The 19,394-nt window shown below is 61.1% G+C and carries 15 protein-coding genes; 9 read left to right on the plus strand and 6 right to left on the minus strand.

Features of this window, described 5'->3' with window-relative positions; genetic code table 11:
* Window positions 1–38: 38 nt before the first annotated feature.
* Complete coding sequence (locus tag HK353_RS15490; protein ID WP_173157603.1) at window positions 39–1,514, minus strand: CCA tRNA nucleotidyltransferase; 1,476 nt, start codon at window positions 1,512–1,514, stop codon at window positions 39–41.
* A 140-nt stretch (window positions 1,515–1,654) separates the two neighbouring features.
* Between HK353_RS15490 and HK353_RS15495 the strand changes: the two genes are divergently transcribed.
* The 8 genes from HK353_RS15495 to HK353_RS15530 all read left to right on the plus strand — a co-directional run bounded on the left by HK353_RS15495 (window position 1,655) and on the right by HK353_RS15530 (window position 12,885).
* Window positions 1,655–2,143 carry an NUDIX domain-containing protein gene (locus tag HK353_RS15495; protein WP_135808011.1) on the plus strand — a complete coding sequence of 163 codons (489 nt, stop codon included), beginning with the start codon at window positions 1,655–1,657 and terminating at the stop codon, window positions 2,141–2,143.
* Window positions 2,140–4,452 carry a DUF6049 family protein gene (locus tag HK353_RS15500; RefSeq protein WP_342589963.1) on the plus strand — a complete coding sequence of 771 codons (2,313 nt, stop codon included), beginning with the start codon at window positions 2,140–2,142 and terminating at the stop codon, window positions 4,450–4,452. The genes HK353_RS15495 and HK353_RS15500 overlap by 4 nt, the downstream gene beginning before the upstream one ends.
* A gap of 3 nt (window positions 4,453–4,455) precedes the next feature.
* The gene (gene murJ / locus HK353_RS15505; protein ID WP_173157605.1) at window positions 4,456–6,075 is read left to right on the plus strand and encodes a murein biosynthesis integral membrane protein MurJ; all 1,620 of its coding nucleotides are present in this window, start codon (window positions 4,456–4,458) and stop codon (window positions 6,073–6,075) included.
* Between the two features lie 22 nt (window positions 6,076–6,097).
* Entirely contained in the window at window positions 6,098–8,524 is a 2,427-nt protein-coding gene (locus HK353_RS15510) for a protein kinase family protein (RefSeq protein ID WP_173157607.1), read from the plus strand.
* A gap of 149 nt (window positions 8,525–8,673) precedes the next feature.
* Window positions 8,674–9,660 (plus strand): thioredoxin-disulfide reductase, encoded by a 987-nt coding sequence (trxB, locus tag HK353_RS15515; RefSeq protein WP_173157609.1) that lies wholly within the window; start codon window positions 8,674–8,676, stop codon window positions 9,658–9,660.
* 123 nt (window positions 9,661–9,783) lie between these two features.
* Complete coding sequence (gene trxA / locus HK353_RS15520; RefSeq protein ID WP_039211718.1) at window positions 9,784–10,101, plus strand: thioredoxin; 318 nt, start codon at window positions 9,784–9,786, stop codon at window positions 10,099–10,101.
* Between the two features lie 104 nt (window positions 10,102–10,205).
* The gene (locus HK353_RS15525) at window positions 10,206–11,342 is read left to right on the plus strand and encodes an N-acetylmuramoyl-L-alanine amidase (protein WP_245396078.1); all 1,137 of its coding nucleotides are present in this window, start codon (window positions 10,206–10,208) and stop codon (window positions 11,340–11,342) included.
* 1,180 nt (window positions 11,343–12,522) lie between these two features.
* On the plus strand, window positions 12,523–12,885 hold the full coding sequence (locus HK353_RS15530; RefSeq protein ID WP_173157612.1) for a hypothetical protein: 363 nt from the start codon (window positions 12,523–12,525) through the stop codon (window positions 12,883–12,885).
* Between the two features lie 1,254 nt (window positions 12,886–14,139).
* Here HK353_RS15530 and HK353_RS17225 read toward each other — a convergent pair.
* Window positions 14,140–15,006 carry a ParB/RepB/Spo0J family partition protein gene (locus HK353_RS17225; protein ID WP_425350568.1) on the minus strand — a complete coding sequence of 289 codons (867 nt, stop codon included), beginning with the start codon at window positions 15,004–15,006 and terminating at the stop codon, window positions 14,140–14,142.
* A gap of 313 nt (window positions 15,007–15,319) precedes the next feature.
* Here HK353_RS17225 and HK353_RS17230 point away from each other — a divergent pair, with 313 nt between their 5' ends.
* On the plus strand, window positions 15,320–15,883 hold the full coding sequence (locus HK353_RS17230) for a hypothetical protein (RefSeq protein WP_245396079.1): 564 nt from the start codon (window positions 15,320–15,322) through the stop codon (window positions 15,881–15,883).
* A gap of 240 nt (window positions 15,884–16,123) precedes the next feature.
* On the opposite strand, the gene HK353_RS15540 is transcribed toward HK353_RS17230, so the two are convergent.
* The 4 genes from HK353_RS15540 to yidC form a co-directional block, all read right to left on the minus strand.
* Entirely contained in the window at window positions 16,124–17,020 is an 897-nt protein-coding gene (locus HK353_RS15540) for a ParA family protein (protein ID WP_245396080.1), read from the minus strand.
* A 67-nt stretch (window positions 17,021–17,087) separates the two neighbouring features.
* On the minus strand, window positions 17,088–17,768 hold the full coding sequence (gene rsmG, locus HK353_RS15545; RefSeq protein WP_173157615.1) for a 16S rRNA (guanine(527)-N(7))-methyltransferase RsmG: 681 nt from the start codon (window positions 17,766–17,768) through the stop codon (window positions 17,088–17,090).
* Window positions 17,761–18,318 carry a Jag family protein gene (locus HK353_RS15550; protein WP_173157618.1) on the minus strand — a complete coding sequence of 186 codons (558 nt, stop codon included), beginning with the start codon at window positions 18,316–18,318 and terminating at the stop codon, window positions 17,761–17,763. Before HK353_RS15550 ends, rsmG begins: the two co-directional genes overlap by 8 nt.
* Before the next feature lie 8 nt (window positions 18,319–18,326).
* Window positions 18,327–19,280 carry a membrane protein insertase YidC gene (gene yidC, locus HK353_RS15555; RefSeq protein WP_101546514.1) on the minus strand — a complete coding sequence of 318 codons (954 nt, stop codon included), beginning with the start codon at window positions 19,278–19,280 and terminating at the stop codon, window positions 18,327–18,329.
* Window positions 19,281–19,394: the final 114 nt, after the last annotated feature.

Consider the following 19,394-nt stretch of genomic DNA (forward strand, 5'->3'; position numbering starts at 1 on the left):
TATCAGCACTGATCAGCCGGTGAGCAGGCGGGGGTCGGTCACTGACCGTGGGATTCCCACCAGGAGCGCAGCTCCGCCTCGGCGCGTTCGGGTCCGAGCGGTCCGTGCTCCATCCGCAGCTCGAGCAGATGCTTGTACGCCTTGCCCACCAGCGGTGATGGTTCGATATCGAGGATCGCCATGATCTGCTTGCCGTCGAGGTCCGGGCGGATCGAATCGAGCTCCTCCTGTTTCGCCAGGGCCTCGATGCGCTCTTCCAGGTCGTCATAGGCGAACGCGAGCCGATCGGCCTTCCGCTTGTTCCGGGTGGTCACGTCCGCACGGGTGAGAATGTGCAGCCGCGAGAGCAGCCGTCCCGCGTCGGTGACATAGCGGCGCACTGCCGAATCCGTCCACCCGGCATCGCCGTAGCCGTAGAAGCGCAGATGCAGTTCGACGAGGCGGCCGACCGCCTTCGTCGTGTCCTTGTCGAAGCGCAGCGCCTTCATCCGCTTGGCCGTGAGCTTCGCCCCCACCGCATCGTGGTGGTAGAACGTCACGGCACCGCCGGGCTGGAAGCGCCGCGTGGCGGGTTTGCCGACATCGTGCATGAGCGCGGCAAAGCGCACGACGAAGTCCGGCACTCGGATGCGCTGCGGGTCATCGTCGGCCATTCCGGCCTTCTCTTGAGCCGCGGCATAACGGCTCTCGAGTTCGACGGCCTGACGCAGCACGGTCAGCGAATGCTGGTAGACGTCCTTGTGCCGATGATGCTCGTCGGTCTCGAGCTGCAGTCCGGACACCTCGGGGAGGACATGATCGGCGATGCCGGTGCGCACGAGCAGGTCGATTCCGGCGACCGGATCGATGCCGGTAATGAGCTTGACGAGTTCGACCTGGACGCGTTCGGCGGAGATGATCTCGATCCGATCGGCCATCGCCGTCATCGCCTCTTCCACCTCAGGCACGGGGTCGAGCCCGAGCTGGGAGGTGAACCGGGCCGCGCGCATCATCCGCAGGGGATCATCGGAGAACGAGTCCGCGGCAGCCCCGGGGGTGCGGATGCGACCGGCGATGAGGTCGTCGAACCCCCGATGCGGGTCGACGAACGTCTTCGAGGGCAGTCGGATCGCCATCGCCCCGATCGTGAAGTCGCGGCGGACGAGGTCGGCGTCGAGGTCCGTGCCGAACGCGACGACAGGTTTGCGCGAGTCCTCTTCATAGGCTTCGGCACGATAGGTCGTGATCTCGATCTGGACGCCGGACTTCACGGCTCCGATGGTGCCGAATTCGCGTCCGATGTCCCAGTGTGTGTCGACCCAGTCGGAGATCAGCCCGAGGATGTCGTCGGGGTGGGCGTCGGTGGTGAAGTCGAGGTCGGGCATGGGGCGACCGAGCAGCGCGTCACGGACGGAACCGCCGACGAGGGCGAGTTCGAAACCGGCTGAGGAGAACCTCTGACCCAGCGGGCCGAGGATGTGCTCGAGTTCGTCGAGCTTGTCGTGCAGTCGGTTGTGCGCGGTCTGCGGATCCACCGAGCTCCTTCAATTCTTCAGATCTCTGCTCTTGCCCATGGGAACTCGTCTCCCGCGTCCAGGCGTGAGTTCCGGTCTCCATAAGCCTACCGGGAGCAGATGACACGAAACTTCCAAGCTTCGCCTACTAAGGTAGGAGAATGACCACACCGATGCCCAAGCCGGGACCCCGCACGTCCCGCCGCACCACAGTGGAGGAGATCTCCGCCGGTGGCATCGTTGTCGACTTCTCTCACCCGTTGCTGGCCGTGGCCGTCATCGCGCGCATCAATCGCGCCGGCCGGATCGAATGGTGCCTTCCAAAGGGGCATCTCGAAGGAACGGAGACCCCCGCCGAGGCGGCCCGCCGTGAGGTCGAAGAGGAGACCGGGATCGCGGGGCAGATCATCTGCCCGCTGGGAACCGTCGACTACTGGTTCACCGTGACCGGAATCCGGATCCACAAACTCGTCCACCATTTCCTGCTGCGTGCACAGTCGGGGACTCTGACCGTGGATAATGATCCTGACCAAGAAGCGATCGATGCGGCGTGGGTGCCCTTCAATGACCTGCGTTCGCGACTCTCGTTCGCCAATGAGCGCCGAATCGTCGCCGCCGCCCGACCGATGGTGTCCCGACTGGAGCAGTGAAACCCATTCCCATCCGCCGACTGCGATTCCTCACCGCCCTGCTGAGCACGCTCCTGCTGCTCGCAGGGCCGGCTTTCGCATACCCGCTGCTGAATGCCGCTCCGGCCGCTGCCAGCACCGATGCGAATACCGACGCGGACACCGATGCGAAGAAGGACGAGGTCTCGATCACCCTCGACGAGGTGACTCCGTGGATCGATGACAAAGGCACGCTGACCGTGCGGGGAACGATCTCGAACACGACGAAGAAGGCGGTCGAGAAGCCGAGCCTGAGCCTGCAGATGTCGACTCGCAAGCTCGATTCCGAATCCCGCCTGACCTCCTGGAAGCAGGGACAGGCACAGCACCGCACCGTCGCTGATCTCGAACATGACGGAACCGAAGCGAGGAAGAAGGCGAAGAAGGACAAGGACTCAGGTTCCGATGACAGCTCGGGAATCACCCTCGACACCTCGTTCGACGACACCATCGGTCCCGGTACCTCCGCGGAATTCACCTTCCACATCCCCGCCGATGACCTCGACCTGAGCAAGTCCTCACCCGTGAGTTCCTGGGGCCCGCGCGGTCTGGCGGTTCAGCTCGGCGACGACACCGGTCTGCGGGCCTCAGCGCTCGGCTTCACCACGTGGTACCCGGAGCCGGAGTTCGATCAGACGAAGATCAGCCTGCTCGCTCCCGTCACCCTGCCCGGCCACTCCGAGGGCGGACTCATCCCTTCCGACCGGCTCGATGCGGCCATCGCCGAAGGCGGTTCGCTCGACACGATCGCGAAGATGCTGGAACACAAAGAGCTCGCTGTGGCGATCGACCCGCGAATCATCGCTTCCTTCGAAGCAGCGATTGCCGAACCGCCTCCCGCCGACGCGCCGGAGGAAACCGAAGAGCCCGACGGGGAAAACGGCGAGGAGACTCAGTCACCACCGGTCGGAGCACCGGAGAACGATGACGCCGATTCCACCGGTGCCGAACTCGAAGCCGCGGAGAAGCAGCGCAAACGCCTCGATTCCTGGTATCAGGACTTCGTGGAAGCGGCACAGAAGCACACGGTCGTCGCTCTGCCCTATGGCGATCCCGATCTCAGTGCCCTGCGCGGGACGAAGATCGACCGACTGAGCTCCTTCGCTCAGAAGCAGCGCGAGATCGTCAAGGACGTCTTCCCCGATGCCCGCACGGACATAGCTTGGCCGGTGGCCGGAAGTGCGACGAAGAACGGGCTGCGGGCGCTGAAGAAGTCCGGCAATTCCACCGCGATCATCAGCGATGGTCAGCAGCCCTCGATCACCGGCATCCACGATGATGCGCATTCGCAGACGACCATCACCGACGACGGGGAGTCGACGATCGACACTCTCATCTCGGATACGAAGCTCACTGACATGAGCGCCGAGGCGATCGCCGAGGACAACCCGGCCGGGGCACTGTCCGAGCTCGTCGCGGAGTCCGCGGTGATCCAATCCGAGGCTCCCTACCGCTCTCGCAGCCTGTTCGTTCCGCTCCCACGCGCGGCCGCCTCGGCGAATTGGGAACAGACCGTCGAGGAACTGAGCTCGGCACCGTGGATCGCTCCCACCGGGGTCGACAAGATCCTCGATTCCGGTTCCGAGGCGCGCGGGCTGCTGCGGACGGATGCCGACGCTCCGCACATCCGCAAGAGGGCTGTGGAGTCGCTGGCCGAGATCCGAGCGAACCAAGCGGACTTCAACAGCGTCTTCAGTGACCGTGACAGCGCCGATATCCGGCTCGACCGCGAACTCCTCACCTGCACCTCGGCGGCGTGGACCCTGGGCCGGAACGCGAACATCTGCGCCGGTCAGGCCCGCGAGCAGAGCGAGAATCTCATGGACAGCCTGCACCTGCGCAAGGGATCGTCCGTCCTCCTCGTCACCGGCGAGAAGACGACGATTCCGGTCACGATCGTCAATGATTCCCCCGCCGAGGCGACGCTGCGGATCCGGATGAAGCCGAACACTCCGCAGCTGCGGGCGCAGGAGACGGAGACCGTCAAGGTGCCGGCCGCGGAGACGATGCGTGTGGACGTGCCCGTCGAGGGCCTCGCCAACGCCGATGTGCCGACAACGATCGAGATGGTCACCGCCGACGAGGTGGTCCTACCCAAGCAGGAATCACTCCTGGTTCGGGTCCGCGCCGATTGGGAGAACATCGGCACCGCGGTGATCGGATTGGCCCTGGCCGTCGTGTTCGTGATCGGCTTGATCAAGACCATTTCTCGGGGGCGACCGAAGATCCCCGAACAGCAGCTGGCCGATGCGATGGCCCGCGCCAAGACCGACGACCCCGAAAAGAGGTAGAGCGTGTCCAGCTTCTCATCCCTGGCCCGGTCCTCGGCGATCATGACCGCCGGCACCATGACCTCGCGTGTGCTCGGTTTCGTCAAAGCCTCGATGCTGGCCATGGCGATCGGAGTCACGGCGGTCCAGGCCGATGCCTTCGATATTGCCAACAAGGTGCCGAACACCCTCTACATGCTGCTGGCCGGCGGCGTGGTCAATGCCGTACTCGTCCCGCAGATCGTGCGTGCCTCCAAACGGGAAGACGGCGGTGCCGACTTCACGAACCGGCTGCTGACGCTGTCGTTCCTGCTCCTTGTCGGTGTGAGCATCATCGCCACCGCTGCTGCCCCGCTGCTCGTCTGGCTCTACTCTTCGGGGTGGAGCGAGGAGCAGATGGCGCTGGCCACGGCTTTCGCCTTCTGGTGCCTGCCGCAGCTGTTCTTCTACGGCCTCTACACGCTGCTGGGCCAGGTGCTCAACGCGAAATCATCGTTTGGTCCTTATATGTGGGCACCGGTGCTCAACAACGTCGTCGCGATCGCAGGACTTGCCGTCTTCATCCTCGTCTTCGGCACGAACAATGCGTCTCCGCACGGGCTCGACACCTGGACCCCGGACAAGATCGCCCTCATCGCCGGAACGGCGACCCTCGGCGTCGCGGCTCAGGCGCTCATCCTCATCTGGCCGCTCAAGCGCATCGGCTTCAAGTACAAGCCGACGTTCGGATTCCGGGGAGTCGGTCTCGGCTCAGCCGGCAAGGTCGCGTTCTGGACGTTCGCAGCCATGCTCATCGGCCAGATCGGCTTCCTCATCATCTCCCGCGTCGCTTCGGGGGCGTCGATCCCCGGTGACGGCAACGCCTCGAACGCCGCTTATACGAACGCCTACCTTGTGTTCATGCTCCCGCATTCGCTCATCGCGGTGTCTTTGGCCACTGCGCTGTTCACCTCTCTGGCAAAGAACGCGGCCGAGGAGGACACCGAGGCTGTCGTCGGCGACTTCTCGATGGGTGTGCGCATGGTCGGGATGGTCAACACATTCGCCCTCGCCGCCCTCGTCGTCCTCGCCTCACCGGTGGCGATGATCATTGCCGGTCCTGGTCGCGAACAGGCCATGGCCATCGGTCTGGTCATCATCACGATGGTCTTCGGCCTCGTTCCCTTCAGCGCGAACTATCTCGCGCAGCGGGTGTTCTACGCCTACGGCGATGCGAAGACCCCGTTCCTCATCCAGCTGCCGCAGATCATCTTCCAGTCCCTGGCGGTGCTCGCGGTATCGATCTTCCCGAAGTCGGTGACGGTGGCGATCATCGGTCTCGTCATGAGCCTCGGCTATCTGATGGCGATGATCATCTCGTTTGCGGTCCTGAAGAAGCGCCTCGGCGCCATCGACCTGCGCGGAATCCTCACCTCGCACATGAAGTTCCTCCTCGCGGCGATCGTCGCCGCGGGCGCTGGGTTCGGTCTGCTCTACTTCGTCCCGGACTTCGCCTTGGCAGGACGCTGGCAGGCATTCATCACCACGGCTGCCGTCGGCACCGTGATGCTCCTGTTCTTCATCGGAGCTTGTTATTTGCTCAGAGTCAGAGAGTTGTATTCGATTATTGGCGTGGTAGCTGGAAAACTAAGGAAAACAGCCTGAGCCCCGTCTATCCCCACCGGAGGTGGTCGCCCTGATCGATATCGAACCCGGCATGGTGGTGGCCGGTCGCTATGTCGTATCGACCGTCGACCGCCGATGGCTTCCCGAAAAGCCCGAGGTCGGTGCCGTCTGCACTGGACTCGATGCGATCCTCGACGAACCTGTGCTCATCCTCGTCGCCGATGCCGACGGTTCCAACGACGTCCTCGAAGCCGCCCGTCGTGTATCGATCCTCGGTGACCCGCGCATCGCCCCGACCCTCGACGTCGGTCATTCCAACGGGCTGGACTACATCGTCATCAAGCGCATCGCGGTGACTCCGTTCAACCAGATCCTGCCGCGTTCGCCGCTGCCCGTCGACGCCGCCTGCGCACTCATCGGCGAGGTCGGCTCGGCGCTCGTGACCTCGGCCAGGCGGGGACTGTTCCATATGTTCCTGCGTCCGAGTCTGGTCGGTCTGACCTCGAAGGGTGCGGTGGTCATCGCCGGCATCGGAATCGATGCGGCACTGGCGCTGGACACCGGGCTCGTCGAGCAGGAGGACTACACGCCGACCAAGGCCTCACGTCGAGACGCCCTCGCGCTCGTCCAGCTCTTCTACACGGCTCTGACCGGATACTGGCCCGGTGAAGAGGCATTCGACGGCATTCCTCCTGCGGAGAAGGAGAACGCTCGGATCGCCCGAGCACAGGCGCTCAACCCCGACGTCCCCGACAAGCTCGATGACTTCGTCAGTGGAATCATCACGGGTTCGGATCCCGGTCCGGGTTCGGTCGCCGAGGTTCTCGGCTATATCGACAAGTGGGACCCGGAACTGCTGCGCTACGTCAATCGTGCTCCGGTGGCGGAGAACGAGAATCTGTTCGATCAGTCGCCGCGCAGCTTCGATGAGGCCACCAGCCTGCCCGCTCCACGCTCGAAGACCATCGGGCCCGGTCCCGGCGGTTCGACCAGCGCCAGCGAAGATCAGGTGCAGGCCGCCTTGGTGCGCATCGGAATCACTCGTCCGGGAACGCGGGGACTGGCCGCCGGAGTGGTAGGAAGCACCACGGGCCGGTATGCCGACCGGATGCAGATGCGCGAGGCCTCGAGCTTCCCGATTGCGAAGGAACAACTCGACAGCGCCGCTCAGGACTGGGAAGAATGGCAGCCGGAGCAGACGTATTCGGAGTATTCGGAGTACGCGGAGCACGAATACGACGAGAACCTCACGACCCCGATCATGAGTCGGGAAGACGATTCGGATCCTGACACTCAGGCACTTGAGATCGTCCCCGAGAACGACGACGAAGGCGATGAGAACGACACGCGCGTGATCATGGACGGCGAGGACGAGGACGACGGTTCCTGGTTCCTCGGCGGCATGTTCGAAACCAACGAACAGCAGCGAGAGCATCAGCGACGCGAGTATGAACGCGAACGGCGGATCGCGAAGGCCAAGGAGGACGAGGCGCGCAGGCGGCTTGCCGCCTTCGAGGCGAGTTCGGCCGCCCGTCAGCAGGAAGCCAACGCTGCCGCACCGCCGAAGGAGATGCGCCGGCTGTCGCCGGACTATGTGGACGAGCCCAGGGCCGGCGACGATCGGAACACCGGTGGCGAGTCTCGCGCCGAGGCAGCTGGGAGCTCCTCGTCTGTGCGCCCGGCCGAGTGCAAGGCCGGGAAACCTCGCCAACAGCACAGCGATTCGACCGATGTAGCGCAGGCTGCGTCTGCGAAGAACCGAAACAAGGCCGCCGGGGCAGCGGGTGCCGCAGGAGTTGCCGGCGCCGGAGGTGCTGGCGGCAGCGCTGCTTCCGGCGGTGCAGGCAGCGGTTCGGGTGGAACAGGTCCCGACGAGCGGGATCCAGCGGCGACTCGTAAGCCCTTCCTGTGGCTGGTTCTCGGCCTCGCGGTCGTTGCCGCCATCGTGCTCGGCATCGTCATCATCGGCTTCAACTCGGGAGACGAGGAGTCCACTCCGGTCTCCGAGACGTCCGCAGCGAGCGAGCAGCCGACGAAGAAGGAAGAGAAGAGTACTCCGAAAGCCGATCCTCCGAAGATCAAGACGGTCGAATCCCTCGACCCCGAGGGCGACGGATCGGAACACGACAGTGAAACCGAGAATGTCATTCCCAAGACCGAAGGCTCGTGGAACACCGACCGGTACAACTCGGCGAGCTTCGGCAACCTCAAATCCGGTGTCGGCCTGCTCTTCGAGTTCGAGGACGAGACCACCATGAGCAAGGTGAAGGTGGCATCGGGGAACTCCGGAGGCAAGTTCGAGATCCGTGACGGTGAAGACCCTGAGGACGCGAAGGTCATCGGCGAAGGCGTCTTCGATGCCGACGGCGCCGTCACCGTGGAGTTCGATGAAGAGGTCGAGACGGACAAGCTCATCCTCTGGGTCACCGAACTGCCGCAGACCGATGGCGGCTATAAGGCCACGATCAGCTCTGTGAAGTTCTTCTGAACCGACCAGCAGTTCCTCGTACCCTGATGCCGGACGGCATGCGGGTGCGGAATAGTCCGCGGCACCGTACCGTTATAGGTGCGAACGTCATTCCGCTCGGCACTCCGCGGCGCGCTGAGCACAGCAGATAGAAGCAGGGAACTTTTCACATGACTGATACTCAACTGGTGATCATTGGATCGGGGCCGGCCGGCTACACCGCAGCTGTCTACGCGGCCCGTGCGAACCTCTCCCCGGTCGTCATCGCAGGATCGGTGACCGCAGGCGGCGAACTGATGAACACCACCGACGTCGAGAACTTCCCCGGATTCCCCGCCGGTGTACAGGGGCCCGAACTCATGGAGAGCATGCGAGAGCAGGCTGAGAAGTTCGGTGCCGAGGTCATCTACGACGATGTCGCGACCCTCAAACTCAACCCGGGTGCTCACGAGATCGAGACCGCTCTGGGATCTCGTTACACAGCCAAGGCCGTGATCCTGGCAACCGGCTCGGCATACCGCGAGCTCGGACTGCCCAACGAAAAGAAGCTCTCCGGGCACGGAGTCAGCTGGTGCGCCACCTGCGACGGATTCTTCTTCCGTGATCAGCACATCGCTGTCATCGGCGGCGGCGACTCCGCACTCGAGGAGGCCACCTTCCTCACCCGTTTCGCGTCCAAAGTCACGCTGGTCCACCGCCGGCAAGAGTTGCGTGCCTCGCAGGCCATGCAGGACCGCGCGAACGCCGATGAGAAGCTCGAGTTCCTCCTCGACTCCGAAGTTGCCGAAATTCACGGCGAGGATTCCCTCACCGGGCTGACCATCCGCAACATCGTAACAGGGGAGACTTCGGAACTGCCCGTGACCGGCATGTTCGTGGCCATCGGCTCCGACCCGCGGACCAGCCTGTTCGCCGATCAACTCGAGATGCGCGCCGACGGGTACCTCAGCGTCGACGGTCGCACCTCGAAGACGTCGATCGAGGGCGTCTTCGCGGCCGGCGACGTCATCGACTCGGTCTACCGTCAGGCCATCACTGCTGCCGGCTCGGGCTGCTCGGCCGCGCTGGACGCCGAACATTACCTCGGTGATCTCGAGGCTGCTTCTAAGCCCGCCCTGGCGGAAACAGCAGTGGCCGAAGCCCCAGTCACTTCCTGATCCCGAAACGTCCGGCCATATCGCTGCTCTTGACAGCACATCGGGCCGAGCGAACAGGCCCGGGAATGAAAGATCCAGCTCCACTGTTCTGATAGAGACATTCGTTGTGAAGGAAGGTTACTCATGTCGACAGAAGTCACCGATGCGACGTTCGAAGAGAACGTCCTGAAGTCCGACAAGCCCGTACTCGTCGATTTCTGGGCTCCTTGGTGCGGCCCCTGCCGTATGGTCAGCCCCATCGTCGACCAGATCGCCGAAGAGCACGGAGACAAGCTCAACGTGGTCAAGGTCAACACCGACGAGAACCTCGAGACCGCAAGCACCTATGGAATCACCTCGATTCCGGCGCTCTACGTCTTCAAGGACGGCGAAGTCGCCAAGACCATCATCGGCGCGCGTCCGAAGCCCGCCCTCGAGGATGAGCTCTCCGACTTCATCTGATCGAGTTCTAAGGCGCCTGTTGTAATATCAACGGGCGCCTTAGGCATTTCTGAGCGCCGCTGAACACTGACCCTGGAAACGCATCACCGACGATTGGCACCGCATTGACGAACACGAACTTACCGCGCTACTCGCGCGGCGACATTTCCGAGATGCTGCCCAATATCAAAGCTCAGATGGCCCGTTTAGGGCTCCATGTCGGAGATACCGAGACCGCGGACTTCGACCGAGACTTTGAGTTGGGTGTCCGCCAGTTCCAGCAGGACCGCGGGATCCTCTGCGACGGTGTGTTGGGCCCTGAGACGTTTTCTGCGCTGGAGCAGGCTCGATATCAGTTGGGCGACCGTGTGCTCCGATTCGACCCCGTCAGAGTGCTGTCAGGCGATGATGTCGTCGACCTCCAGACTAAACTCGCCGGCCTGGGCTTCTATCCGGGTCGTATCGATTCCGAGTACGCATCTCTGACAGAGGCAGCGGTCAAGGAACTGCAGATGAGTTTGGGTACAAAGGTCGACGGTGTGACGGGGCCCCAGACCTTGCGCGGTCTCAACGCGATCGACCGCAACCAGGACACCGGCAATCTCTTCGCGCTTCAGGAGCGTGCACGCGTAGCGGCTTCGGGTACGTCCCTCGTCGGCCGCACTTTCGTCATCGAGGCCGCAACTACAGTTGTAGATTTCCAGACATTGCCTATGACGGATGAGCAGTCTGCCCTCGAGCGTCAGATCACTCTGGATATAGCAAGTCGCCTTGTTGGTCGCTTGGAAGCCATCGGTGCAGGAGCCCTCCTCCTCGAAGGCGATGCCGTCGAAGTCAATCGCGCGGATACCCTCGGCGCGTCTGCGGTCATCACCGTCACCGCGGATGTGAGCAAATCCAAGGATGCCAACGGATTGGCAACCTTCTACTTCGGTCACGAACGTCAGTCGGACCTCAATTCGCCAACGGGGCAGAAGCTCGCAGAGCTCATCCAAGGAGAACTGGTCGCACGGACCGGAATGCAGGACTGCCGCACGCATGCGCGCACATGGTCATCACTCAAGCGACTGAAGACGCCGAAGGTGCATGTCGTCAGCGGTTACCTCACTAACCAAGACGATCTCGAGAACCTCCAGGATCCGCACGTCCGAGATGCGATTGCCGACGGTATAGCCGCTGCACTCCAGCGCCTCTACATTGTGGAGGACAAGGATCCTCAGACCGGCAGTCTCAGTCTCGATGCCATCAAAGCGCTGAACTAGTCAGCCAACTTCAACCTCGCTGCCTCCAGAGCCGTGTTCCTTGAATAGGAGCGCGGCTCTTCTCACCTCGGTCTTCAACCTCTGGGAACATTCCACCAGACGACTGACGACAGACAAGAGGCGATCCCTACAACCACCGAAGACTTGTTGATACAACCCCAAATAGGCGCCTACCACAGCGCCGGTCGATCAGCCCGGCCGCTGCACAGCGGACGAGACAAGTACAGTCGACCTACACAGTCGACCAAGCACGACGGGTTCGCGACCTAGCACCACGAGTTCGTTACCTTGCATCATAGGTCCTGCCGCGATATGTTTCACGTGAAACGCCACCCGTGGACTGCGACCAGACACATCACCCGATTTGGGCTTCCGCTGACAAGCGAGGCACTCTAAGGCCGACCTTCTGTTTACAATCATCGACCACGCCCTCGTGTGCTTTCGCACCGACTATTCGCACCGCCTAGGTTATACTCGCACCACCACCGACAACGAACAAATCCAGTCCTGCCACTTCGTTTCACGTGAAACCATACGAATTCTTCGCAATCGCGAGGCCAATAAACATAGCAACACCGCGTACGATTCCTCGCTGGCACCAACGCATACTTAAGGCGTTGAGCTGTACCGTCCGTTCGCTACTAAGGCAAGTAGGGTTTCACCAGCTCCAATCACGGCGCCAACGCCGTCTTTGCGAATGCGCGACCCACCAGCTCGACTAGAAGCCGCAACCCATTATGTGCGCGTTCTGCACGTCTAGCCGACACCGAACCGCGGTTGAGAATTCTCTCCTACACACTCAACCCAGCAGAGCTCCCTTGGCTGTTCGATCAACTACAAAGCAGCAATAGAACTGCCGCCACCCCCTCGTGGGAAATGGGTCGTTTCACGTGGAACAGCGATACTGAGATAGCGCCAGTGTAGGTAGTTGTCGCCTCCGTGAAAGGTGACAGAGCGTCCTCGGCTCTGACCAGACGACTGAAGCAACCGGACTCCCTGGCCCAAGCAGGTATGCTCAATTCGCAATCGAAATTCATTCTGCCGGCAAACGGGTGCACTAGCCCGGGACGATCCGGACTTCGCCAGGGAAGTTTCACGTGAAACGGAATCTCTAAATGAAAGCCGTCGAAGGCAGCTCACCCCTACGGAAGGTCACTGCTAAGTCTAAGTAGGACTCAACATGGACCGGAAACCGACAAAACAGGCGTTCCTTGCTCTCTTGCGGCATATCGAAACCCAAGCCCACAGACAAGTCGCGACGGCGTTACAACCACAAAAGCGTTACAACAGAGTACGGCAGACCCGACAAATGAAGAGAACTGAAGACCCAGCAACAGTGAAGAAAGGAACACCCGAGCGCCGTCATAGCGGCGCGGTTCCGATTCTTAAAGATGATGTCCATCAACAGACAACACGGCTGGCATCGCTCGGTAGAAATACGGTTCCACGTGAAACATTTGCCACGGGCCCGATTTATCACATGACAAAGTGCGCTGAATGCGTCGATATCGTTGGAACTGCGGCCCGAGTCCCGACCCGCTGATTTCAGCTCGTCATTCCAAATACGCATATCCGACGGAGCGTACGTCGTGCCCCGAGGAAGGATGCCTTTAACGATTATTAATGGACTCTACGGCAGCGACCAACTGCAGTCAGCCATTGATTCGCCTCTAGATTGCATACAGCAGTCTTGAGCCGTAGAAGTGGGTTCGAGTCCGCGATGACGCCCGAACATGTGGCTCCAAGTTACCAGTTCCATCCCACACAGACCGGTTTCACGTGAAACGGCACTCTCGCACGCGTTGTTCAAGTTCGTCTAGCCCGGCAGAATCACCGGATCACATTCGACCGCGAATCAGTGTGATCCTCTCCATGGTGCGCTATCCGGCACAGCGCGGACACGCGATTTCGTCACTCTGTGCCGCGGCGACTAACGGAGCTCGAACCTCAGGAGGTGATCCCACAGAGGCCACGGGGTGTTCCAGAAACCTTTCATAAGCGTCTGAAGTGAGCGTGGCCCATTCTCAAGAAGGGAATGTCGACGACTCATAGTCCGAAGTCGCTAACCAATTGGGAGCCTATTGAACCGTGCGGATATCCGCCCTGTTCGGAGTCCTGTTCAGGCATCGCGGGCGGCGCCACTGCTGTCTACGCAACGCGACAACTGCGGTTTCACGTGAAACATGAACTTCTCCTGCATGGCAGCAGAGGATGACCTAGGCACATCAGCACTAACGTGCCCCGTTTCCGATTAATCAGATTCTGTAGAGGTATGATATGACTTCCGGTTCGCACGCTCCCGATTCCTTAGCAACAGCTGCCGCGCGTTTCACGTGAAACAGCGCCTTTGGCAACGCAACCCGGATAGGTGACCACCATAAAGACGCCTCCAGCTTCTCTATACACTCCAACTAGAGGATGCTTGCGTAGCGCCTGCAGACTTACGGTGGAAATTATCATCTCACCAGCCGACAACTAATGGCTGGAGAGCTTGCGGTACGGACGTTCAAACTACGTATCTTCCTCATATTTCGAGGTGGTTGTCCATGACAGGGATGCATGGTTCCAACGAACTCGACTGTCGAGTAAGGAGTCGAACGGCAACTAGTAGTTAGACCGTTTCACGTGAAACGATGGGACCGCCACCGTTCAGCGAAGATCTAACCGAAGAACGTCGATATTGACGTGACAGCGATTTGCCCAGGGATACGAGCACGCTGTCTCAAGCAGAGTCCGCGACAAAAAGATGGGCTTCGGGGGATCACCCCGAAGCCCATCTCCACCTATTACATTCTGTTCAGAGTGCGTCCTCATTCGAGATTCCCAAGAGACCGAGAATACGGTCGAGATCCTCTTGATTCGCAAACTCCACACTCAGCTTGCCTTTGCGTTTGCCAACGGAGATGTTCACCTTGGTGTCGAGACGATCGCCCAAACGTTCCGCGACCTCGAGGAACTCCGGGGCCACCTTCGTCGTTGCACGTGAAACATTGATGGAATCGCCTCGGTTCAGTAATACGACAGCTTCCTCCGATGCCCTGACGGACAGTCCCTCTGCAACGATCCGCTGCGCAAGCACCTCCATATGCTCCGGATCACGCAGGCCGAGAATCGCCCGGGCATGACCAGCCGAAATTACGCCGGCAGCAACCCTCCTCTGCACGAGAGGAGGCAGACGCAACAGACGCAAAGTGTTGGAGATCTGTGGCCGAGAACGCCCAATACGCTCGGAGAGCTCTTCCTGCGTGCACCCGAAGTCTTCGAGCAGCTGGCCATACGCCGCTGCCTCTTCAAGCGGATTGAGCTCTGCACGATGCAGGTTCTCAAGAAGCGCGTCACGCAACAGGTCAGTGTCTTCGACATACCGGATGATCGCCGGAATAGTCGACAGCCCAGCGTCCTTCGTCGCGCGAAGACGCCTCTCACCCATGATGAGCTCGAAGCGCGAGCGGTCGCTCGGCTTCTGCCTGACGACGACAGGCTGAAGGACGCCGATCTCACGGATGCTGTGGACCAGTTCCGCCAGAAGATCTTCGTCAAAGACCGTTCGCGGCTGCCTGGGGTTCGCATCGATCAGATCGACGTCAATCTCACCGAACTCGGTATCCGGAATCGATTCGACGCCTTCATAATCCTCGAGACCGCCCTCATCGGCGGTCTCCACGGTCTCAGATCCTCCCGATTCTTCGGCCGAGGATGAAGCACTCTTCCCCGCATTGGATTCAGCAGCTGTCGAAGCATCTGAATCCGAGATCTCCGCCAGCCGAGTCTCGCCTTCGGCGTCTTCTGACTCCTCGTGTACTACGTACGTAGTATGCGTTTCTTCGTAAGCTCCGATGCCCTCGGACTGAACCTCTTCATCTGTCTCGTTATCATCATGGCTCCGACCAGACGACGTGTATACGCCCGGATGCGTTTCGCGAACATCATCCTCGGCCGACGCTGCTGCGGCGGACTCTGAGGACTGAGATTCATTGATGAGGTCAGAGCTCACGTCGACCGACTCATTGCCGTTCAGCCGAGCCGAACTGGACTCAGCAGACGGGCTCGCCGCTGTAGCCTCGACTTCGCCTGAGCCCGTTGCTGGGTCAGAAACCGAAGCGCCGGGCGTTGTCTTCCGAGCGGTATTTTTCGGCGCTGCAGACGCCTTCTCTGCGCTCTCAACTGCGGATGCAGAGGATGAACCAGCAGAAGACCCTGCCTTAGCCTTAGTCTGCTTTGATCTTGCGGCCGGAGTAGTTCTGGAGGAACCGCTCCCGGTTGCCTTCGATGCACTTGCCTTCGATGCACTTGCCTCCGATGCACTTGCCTTCGACGCGCTCGACTTCGCCGTCGAGGCCTTCGATCCCGTCGTCTTGGAGGTCCCAGTCTTCGTCCCGGTCGATTTGGAGGCGGTCGACTTCGAACCCGCGGGCTTGGACGCAGAGGTCTTGGACGACGTAGTCGAGGCAGCCTTGGTCGTTCCCGATTCTGTCGATCCGGCCTTTGTCGATCCGGTCTTCGAAGACGCTGTCTTCGAGGCAACTGCCTCAGTCTCGTAATCTGCCTCGGGAGTCGTGGACGTCGATCGTGCTGTCCCCGATGCTTTCGGCTTGCGTCGTCGGGACGACTGCATAGACGCAGCTGGGTCCGTGCGCGCAGTACGTGACGTCTTCGTCTCGCTCTCGCGTTTGCCGTCTTCCGAGTTCCCTCCGGAGAAGAACACATCCACCGGACGATCATTGGAGTTCGCGTCGGGGATCAATGCTCCGAGGCCTCGCCCCAGGCCCCTCTTTTTGCGTTCAACCACGACTTACTCCTCGATTCGCAATTTCTTCGGCGGCTTCCCGATAAGACAGGGCGCCGCTGGAATGTGGGTCATATGAGATCACGGTCTGCCCGTAGCTCGGTGCCTCAGAGATCCTCACCGAACGCGGAATGGCAGTACCGAGGACTTGCTCCGGGAAGTGAGTGCGCACATCTTCAGCGACCTGAGCACTGAGGTTCGTCCGTCCGTCATACATCGTCAACAGAATCGTCGTGATCGCCAATTCGGGATTGAGGTGCTTCTGGATGAGCTGGATGTTCTTCAGCAGCTGGCTGAGGCCTTCGAGTGCATAGTATTCGCACTGGATCGGGATGAGGACTTCGCGAGCGGCCACGAAAGCGTTCACAGTCAGCAGACCAAGGCTGGGCGGGCAGTCGATGATGACGTAGTCGACGCGATCTCCCGCTGCTTCCTCCTCCTTGAGGTAGATGCCCAAGGCACGCTGCAGTCGCTGTTCACGTGCGACGAGGGACACGAGTTCGATCTCCGCGCCGGCGAGATCGATGGTGGCCGGCACGCACTTGAGAGTGTCGAAGTCCGGACACTGCGCCACAGCCTCGCGCATCGGAACGTCATCGATGAGGACGTCGTAGATGCTCGTGACCTCGGAATAGTGATCGATCCCCAGGGCTGTGCTCGCGTTTCCCTGCGGATCGATGTCGATGAGCAGGACGTTGAGCCCCTGATTGGCCAGGGCAGCTGCGATGTTCACCGCCGTCGTGGTCTTTCCAACGCCACCCTTCTGGTTCGCGATCGTAAAGATACGGGTTGAGTCCGGCCGTGGAAAGGTTGTCTGCGACAGTCGATCCGCACGCCGGTTGTCCCGTGCAATCGCGGCACCAATGGGAGACGACTCATCCATGATCGGCATAGGGCGCACTCCATCATCCATCGGTTTCACAAGGCTCTGATCCAGCCTAGACCAACTCTACTTCGTACTATTTCTTGACGATCTCGACGACACGACTCGGGACCTCGAGGATGCCGCCGCCATCGACGACGTGGATCTGAGGTTGAGACAGTCGATACCGCTTGATCAGTTTCTTCGCCTTGACCAACTCGCCTTCGACGGAAGCTCCCTTGAGGGCGAGGATCCGGCCCCCAGGGCTGATGACCTCACGGGTCCATTCGATCAGGGTCGTCATCGCCTTGACCGCGCGTGCGGTGATGACCGTGAACATCTCCTCGTCGACGAGCTCCTCGACGCGTGCACGCACGATCCGCACATTCTTCAGGCCAAGATCGTCGACGACCATGTTCAGCCATTCGACGCGGCGCTCCATCGGTTCGATGAGAACGATCTTCGCCTCGGGGCGCATCAGTGCGATCGGAATACCCGGCAGACCGGCGCCGCTGCCGACATCACCGACGACATCATTCTCATTGATGTATTCGGCAACCACAGCGCAGTTGAGGATGTGCCGGGACCACAGTCGATCGACCTCGCGCGGTCCGATGAGACCCCACTCTATTCCGGTGGTGGCCAGGTGTTCGGCATACCGCTGCGCAGCAGGATAAGCCGCACCGAAGTACTCTTCGGTGCCGGCCGGAGGCGTCTCGATCTCCGCTGCCGTCGACTCGTTCGAGAGATCGGTGTCGTGCTCGGGCTGATCAGTCATCGGCGAGCCGCATGACGACATGACGACCGTCGCCCTCACCCTCGGACTCCGAGACCAGACCGGCGCGGGCAGCCTGGTCGTGGATGATCTTGCGCTCGAAGCTGTTCATCGGCTTGAACGCGAACTCCTCGCCGCCGTCCTTGACTTCGGCGATCGCGCGCTTGGCCTTCTTGATCAGCTCTTCTCGACGGCTGTTGCGGAATCCGTCGATATCGAGCATCAGCCACGACCGCTGACCGGTCTGAGTCTGCACCGCCAGACGGCTGAGTTCCTGAAGCGCACCGAGGGTGCGGCCCTCACGGCCGACCAGGGTGCCCAGGTTGGAGTCCTCGTCGTCCTCGCAGACGATGGACAGCTGTGCACGGCCGTCGGCGACATCGATATCGATATCGCCGTCGACATCGGCCAGATCCATCAGCTCTTCGAGGTAGTCCGCGGCGATCTCGCCCTCTTCTTCGAGGAGTTCGGCACGGCTCGGCTTCGGCGAGGTCTCCTCCGGAGTCTCTTCCGGTGTCTGTTCGGAGGTCTCGTCGATCTTCTCTTCGGTCATGTCTGTCCTCAGCGCTTCTTGTTCTTCTTACGGTTCTTGCTCACGGGCTGCTGCCGCTGGCCGCTCTTCTTCGGGGCCTCCTCGGTGACGGTCGATCCCTTGAGCTCGTCCTGCTTCACAGTTTTGCCCTTGCGAGCCTTGCGCTCAAGCATCTCCTTCTCGGCCTTCGAGCCGGGAGCGGGCATATTGCGGATGACCATGTGCTGCTGGGCCATCGTCCAAGTGTTCGAGACCAGCCAGTAGATGAGGACACCGAGCGGGAAGTAGATTCCGCCGATGCCGAAGACGAGAGGCATCACGTAGAGCAGCATCTTCTGCGACTGCATCATCGGGTTGGCCATTGCCGACTCCGACATGTTCTTCGCCATCATCTGCTTCTGCGTGATGAACATGGTGGCGGCCATGATGACGATGAGGACACCGGTCAGGAGCTTGACCGCAAAGCCCGGGTCGGTGAAGACCGCCGAGAGGCTGATGCCGAAGATCGAGGACTGCTCGGCCTGGATCGCCAGCTGCTGTGTGAAACCGCCGATGGCTCCGACGTCACCGGAAGCCACCTTCGGCATATTGTGGATGACGCGGAAGAGCGAGAAGAAGATCGGCATCTGCACGAGCAGCGGAAGACATGATGCCCACGGGCTCGTCTTGTTGTCGCGGAACAGCGCCATCTGCTCTTCGGCCATGGCCTGGCGGGAGTACTGATCCTTCTTGCCTTTGTACTTCGCCTGCAGGCGCTGGATCTCCGGCTGCAGCAGCTGCATCTTGCGCTGCGACTTGATCTGGTAGACGAAGAGAGGGATAAGAAGAGCACGGATGACCACGGTCAGTCCGGCGATCGAGAGCACCCAAGTCCAACCGCTGTCGGCTTGGAGACCGATTGCGGTGAAGATCTCGTGGAAGATCGCGAGGATCCAAGCAACTACCCACTGCAGCGGGTAGAGCAGCTTGTCCATCCAGTCCATTCAGTTCTCCTCGTTACACCGATTCTTGCGCGAAGTTCATTTTGCCATTGTTCACAGGTCTGCGCGACACGACGTGTGCCCCGAGGCAGTCCGCTTCTTCACGCTCGTGCGCGG

It is taken from the genome of Brevibacterium permense, assembly GCF_013280495.1.
Taxonomy (GTDB): domain Bacteria; phylum Actinomycetota; class Actinomycetes; order Actinomycetales; family Brevibacteriaceae; genus Brevibacterium; species Brevibacterium permense.

Coding starts and splice junctions, on each gene's coding strand:
- yidC (WP_101546514.1), bottom strand. CDS start 19,280: ATGGACTGGATGGACAAGCTGCTCTACCCGCTGCAGTGGGTAGTTGCT.
- HK353_RS15540 (WP_245396080.1), bottom strand. CDS start 17,020: ATGCCGATCATGGATGAGTCGTCTCCCATTGGTGCCGCGATTGCACGG.
- trxB (WP_173157609.1), top strand. CDS start 8,674: ATGACTGATACTCAACTGGTGATCATTGGATCGGGGCCGGCCGGCTAC.
- HK353_RS17230 (WP_245396079.1), top strand. CDS start 15,320: ATGAGGTCAGAGCTCACGTCGACCGACTCATTGCCGTTCAGCCGAGCC.
- trxA (WP_039211718.1), top strand. CDS start 9,784: ATGTCGACAGAAGTCACCGATGCGACGTTCGAAGAGAACGTCCTGAAG.
- HK353_RS15530 (WP_173157612.1), top strand. CDS start 12,523: ATGGACCGGAAACCGACAAAACAGGCGTTCCTTGCTCTCTTGCGGCAT.
- HK353_RS15495 (WP_135808011.1), top strand. CDS start 1,655: ATGACCACACCGATGCCCAAGCCGGGACCCCGCACGTCCCGCCGCACC.
- HK353_RS15550 (WP_173157618.1), bottom strand. CDS start 18,318: ATGACCGAAGAGAAGATCGACGAGACCTCCGAACAGACACCGGAAGAG.
- rsmG (WP_173157615.1), bottom strand. CDS start 17,768: ATGACTGATCAGCCCGAGCACGACACCGATCTCTCGAACGAGTCGACG.